This window comes from Mycobacterium sp. (assembly GCF_025933915.1).
Taxonomy (GTDB): Bacteria; Actinomycetota; Actinomycetes; order Mycobacteriales; family Mycobacteriaceae; genus Mycobacterium.
This window is the reverse complement of sequence record NZ_JAICZA010000255.1, coordinates 1-4478: the sequence shown is the minus strand read 5'-3', so window position 1 is coordinate 4478 and position 4478 is coordinate 1. Positions and strand designations below refer to the sequence as shown.

General features: G+C 68.6%; 6 protein-coding genes. 5 read left to right on the top strand and 1 reads right to left on the bottom strand.

Annotation, left to right across the window (positions count from 1 at the left end; all coding sequences use genetic code 11):
- On the bottom strand, positions 1-497 hold a 497-nt coding region (locus Q0W90_RS23515), incomplete at its 3' end, for a dienelactone hydrolase family protein (RefSeq protein ID WP_297776977.1).
- Positions 498-539: 42 nt separating this feature from the next.
- Between Q0W90_RS23515 and Q0W90_RS23510 the strand changes: the two genes are divergently transcribed.
- The 5 genes from Q0W90_RS23510 to Q0W90_RS23490 form a co-directional block, all read left to right on the top strand.
- Positions 540-1340, top strand: a complete 801-nt coding sequence (locus Q0W90_RS23510) for a thymidylate synthase (protein ID WP_297776974.1) — start codon at positions 540-542, stop codon at positions 1338-1340.
- A gap of 65 nt (positions 1341-1405) precedes the next feature.
- Entirely contained in the window at positions 1406-1921 is a 516-nt protein-coding gene (locus Q0W90_RS23505) for a dihydrofolate reductase (protein WP_297599541.1), read from the top strand.
- Positions 1922-1994: 73 nt separating this feature from the next.
- A complete protein-coding gene (locus Q0W90_RS23500; RefSeq protein WP_297776972.1) occupies positions 1995-2729 on the top strand; it encodes a cell division protein DivIVA in 735 nt (244 codons plus the stop codon).
- A gap of 52 nt (positions 2730-2781) precedes the next feature.
- The gene (locus tag Q0W90_RS23495; RefSeq protein WP_297701111.1) at positions 2782-3990 is read left to right on the top strand and encodes a crosslink repair DNA glycosylase YcaQ family protein; all 1209 of its coding nucleotides are present in this window, start codon (positions 2782-2784) and stop codon (positions 3988-3990) included.
- Positions 3990-4478 (top strand): N-6 DNA methylase (locus tag Q0W90_RS23490; protein ID WP_297776969.1); only part of this gene is annotated, 489 nt, incomplete at its 3' end. The genes Q0W90_RS23495 and Q0W90_RS23490, both read left to right, overlap by 1 nt.

Here is a 4478-nt window from a genome sequence, read left to right as displayed (position 1 = left end):
CTGTCGTCGGTGTCGGTCACCAGGCCGCCGCCGTGAAAGGACGCCGCCGCGGCCACCCGGTCGGGCACCCGGCCGGCCACGATCAGCGACGTCCGCCCGCCCATGCAGTAGCCGCACACGCCGAATCGCTCGCCGGACACCTCGGGGCGAGCGGCCAGGTAGTCGAAGAAGGCGGTGGCATCGGCGGTCATCCGGTCCGGGGTGATGCCGCCGATCATCGAGAACAGGCGGCCCCGTTCCTTTTGATCGCCGAAGACGGTCGCCATGTCGAACGGCGCCCAGTCGGCGGTGCGGTAGTAGACGTCGGGGAGCAGCACGGCATAGCCGAATCCGGCCAGCTTGGCGGCCATCTGCTCGAAGGTGTCCCGCACGCCGCCGGCGTCGGGATACATGACCACACCGGGCCACGGGACTTGGGACTCCGGGCCGTCGGGGGTGAACAGGTGAACGGTGCAGGTGCCATCGGGCGTGGTGACGACGTCGGTGATGTTCGGCATGGCTCCCGTTCTACTCCGTGCGCTTCGCAGTATTCTGACCGCGTGCCAATCCCGACACCCTACGAGGACCTGTTGCGCCTGGTGCTCGATCGGGGAACGGCCAAATCCGACCGCACCGGCACCGGAACCCGCAGCCTGTTCGGCCAGCAGCTGCGCTATGACCTCTCGGCCGGCTTCCCGCTGATCACCACCAAGAAGGTGCACCTCAAATCGGTGGTTTATGAGTTGCTGTGGTTCTTGCGCGGTGATTCCAACGTCGGCTGGCTGCATGAGCACGGAGTCACCATCTGGGACGAATGGGCAAGCAGCACAGGTGATCTCGGGCCAATCTACGGTGTGCAGTGGCGTTCGTGGCCCACGCCGTCGGGCCAGCACGTCGACCAGATCAGCGCGGCCCTGGATTTGCTGCGCTCCGACCCCGACTCGCGGCGCATCATCGTGTCCGCCTGGAACGTCGGCGAAATCCCGCAGATGGCGCTGCCGCCGTGCCACGCGTTCTTCCAGTTCTACGTGGCCGACGGACGGCTGAGCTGCCAGCTCTACCAGCGCAGCGCCGACCTGTTCCTGGGGGTGCCGTTCAACATCGCCAGCTATGCACTGCTGACGCACATGATGGCCGCCCAGTCCGGCCTGTCGGTCGGCGAATTCGTGTGGACGGGCGGCGACTGTCACATCTACGACAACCACGTCGAGCAGGTGCGGCTGCAATTGAGCCGCGAGCCGCGACCGTACCCGGAACTCGTTCTGGGTAAAAGGGATTCGATCTTCGATTACACCTACGACGACGTCGTCGTGCAGAACTACGATCCGCACCCGGCCATCAAAGCCCCCGTCGCGGTATGACGCGTACGACGCGCGCCGGCGACGATGCAGAGCGAAGCGATGAGGAGGAGCGGCGCTCTAACACAGTGGGCCTGGTGTGGGCCCAGTCGACCTCCGGCGTCATCGGGCGCGCCGGCGGCATCCCGTGGAACGTCCCGGAAGACCTCGCCCGATTCAAAGAGGTGACCATGGGGCACACCGTGGTGATGGGCCGACGGACATGGGACTCGCTACCCGCCAAGGTTCGGCCGTTGCCCGGCCGGCGCAACCTCGTGCTGTCCCGCGAGGACGGCTTCGCCGCCGACGGGGCGCAGGTGGTCGACTCCATGGACGCGGCCTTTGCCCGCACCGAGGGCGAACCGGAGACGTGGGTGATCGGCGGCGGGCAGGTCTACCTGCTTGCGCTGCCGTACGCCACCCGATGCGAGGTCACCGAGATCGAGGTCGACCTGCGCCGCGACGACGACGACGCGCTGGCACCCGCGCTGGACGACACCTGGGTCGGCGAGACGGGGGAGTGGCTGGCCAGCCGCTCGGGGCTGCGGTACCGCTTCCACAGCTACCGCCGGGGAGTCTGCGCACCCGCTCGCGCTCAGGCCTGACCTGACATACTCGGACTCGGGGGGTCGGTCGCACAGGGTCTACCAGGCGTTTCCGGAAAAGGGGGAATTTGCAGTGATAACCGAACCCGTGAAGACGTTCTCGCGAAAGTTCATGGGCTACGACGCGGCCGCGGTTGATGCCCACATCGAGATGTTGGCCACCAAGCAGCAGCTACTGCTCGACGACGTCGAGAACCTGCGGGCAAGGCTGCGGGAATCCGGCGAGCAAACCGCCGCGCTGCGCAAAGAGGTCGCCGTCCTCACGGACACGTCGCCCTCGCCGCACGCGATGCAGCAGCGGATGGCGAAAATGCTGCGACGCGCGGTCGACGAGGTCGCCGAGATGCAGGCCGAGGCGCGCGCCGAGGCGGACGCGCTGATCGCGGCGGCCGTTTCCGAGGCCGAAGCCGCGGAGCGAAAGCGCGACGAGGTACTCGCGGACATGGCCGCGCAGCAAAAAGCGCTGGAAACCGAGTACGAGGAGACCAAGAAAAAGCTCGACGCCGAACTGGCCGGCATGCGCGCCGAAACCCAATCGGCGATCGACGAGGCGCGCCGAAACGCCGAGCGGGAGTGCGAGCAGCTCCTCGGTGACGCGAAAAAGGGGGCCGATCACTACCGTGACAAGGCCCGCGGCGCGGTGGACGAGGCGACCGCGCAGCGTATCGAGATCCTCGAGCAGCTGATGGGCGTCTACCGCGACCTCGAAGGGGTTCCGGCCGCGCTCGAGTCGGCCTACGACGAACAGAAGAATCCCGCCGAGCAGGGCGCCCTGACACCGCTGGACGGTAAGGTCCGCGCCGGCTGAGCTTCCGCTGGCCTCCGCCGGGGGCCGCCGAAGGGGCGGTATTGTCGGCGCCGTGTCGACCCGCAGGCTATCCGCCGCTGGGGCCCGGCGGGTTGCCGTTGCGGCCCAAGGATTTAGCGAGCCCCGGCCCGGTGGCGAGCTCACCCGGGCGTATCTGAAGCGGCTGATCTCCAGGATCCAAGTGCTGCAATTGGATTCGGTGTCGGTGGCGGTGCGCGCCCACTACGCGCCGGTCTTCAGCCGGCTCGGTCCCTACGACCGTGACGTGCTCGACCGCGCCGCCTGGGGCCCGCGCTCGTCGCGCCTGCTGGCCGAGTACTGGGCGCACGAGGCCGCGCTGATGTCCGTCGAGGACTGGCCGCTGCTGCGCTGGCGGATGCGCCAGTACCGGCACGGCCGGTGGGGAACCCATATCGTCAAGGCCAATCCGCGGCTGGCCGAGGAGGTGGTGGCCGCCGTCGCCGAACTCGGGCCCAGCACCGCGGGGCAGATCGAGGCGCATCTGGCCGCCGAGCCGCGACGCAAAAAGGGTGCCTGGTGGACACGCAGCGACACCAAATGGGTGGCCGAAGCGCTGTTTTCCGCCGGGGTGCTCACCACGGCCACCCGGGTGGGTTTCGCTCGCCACTACGACCTGGTGGAGCGGGTGTTGCCGGCTGGCGTGCTGGCCCGGGAGGTCGACGACGGCGAGGCGATCCGCGAACTGACGCTGCGGGCGGCCACCGCGCTGGGCGTGGGCACCGAGGCCGACATGCGTGACTACTTCAGGCTGTCGGCCGCCCAGGTCAAACCGGCGATCGCGGAGTTGGTGGCCGCCGGCGACATCGAGCGGGTCGATGTCGACGGCTGGTCCGCGCCGGCGTACCTGCGGGCGGGCCGGACGGTGCCCCGCACCGACCGCGGCACCGCGCTGCTGTGCCCGTTCGATCCGCTGATCTTCTTCCGGCCCCGCGTGCAGCGGCTCTTCGAATTCCATTACCGCATAGAGATTTACACGCCGGCCGCCAAGCGGCGCTACGGCTACTACGTGTGGCCGCTGTTGATGGATGGGCGGCTGGTGGCGCGGGTCGACCTCAAGGCCGACCGGACCGCCGGCTCGCTGCGTGTCCTCGGCGCATTCGCCGAGGCCGACGCGCCCAAGGCCCGCGTCGCCGCGGCGCTGGCCGGTGAACTGGACTCCATGGCCGCCTGGCTGGGCCTGGGCGGGTTCAGCGTCTCCGCCCGGGGCGACCTGGCCGCCGCCCTGCGGGCTGCCAGCTGATGCGCGCGACGGACAAAGGGCTCAAGGACACCCTCTGGAAGGCGGCCAACAAGCTGCGCGGCGCCCTGTCGGCGAGCCAGTACAAGGACGTCGTCCTCGGACTGGTCTTCCTCAAACACATCGCCGCTTCGGACTGGAAAGTATTGGCGGACAACACAAAAAATGGCAGTATCGGCCGGCTCGTCGACGACGCGATGGAGGCCGCGGGGCTGCCGCGGCTGTACGAGAACCTCGACCAGCGCCGCCTCGGTGAGCTGATGGACCTCCTCGACACCATGCGATTCGACGGGCCCGACGGTCATCCGGCCCGGGACCTGATAGGCGAGGTGTACGAGTACTTCCTGGGCAATTTCGCGCGCGCGGAAGGAAAACGGGGTGGCGAGTTCTTCACCCCGCCCAGCGTCGTGCGGTTGCTGGTCGAGGTGCTCGAACCGGCCGGCGGGCGGGTGTATGACCCGTGCTGCGGCTCGGGCGGGATGTTCGTGCAG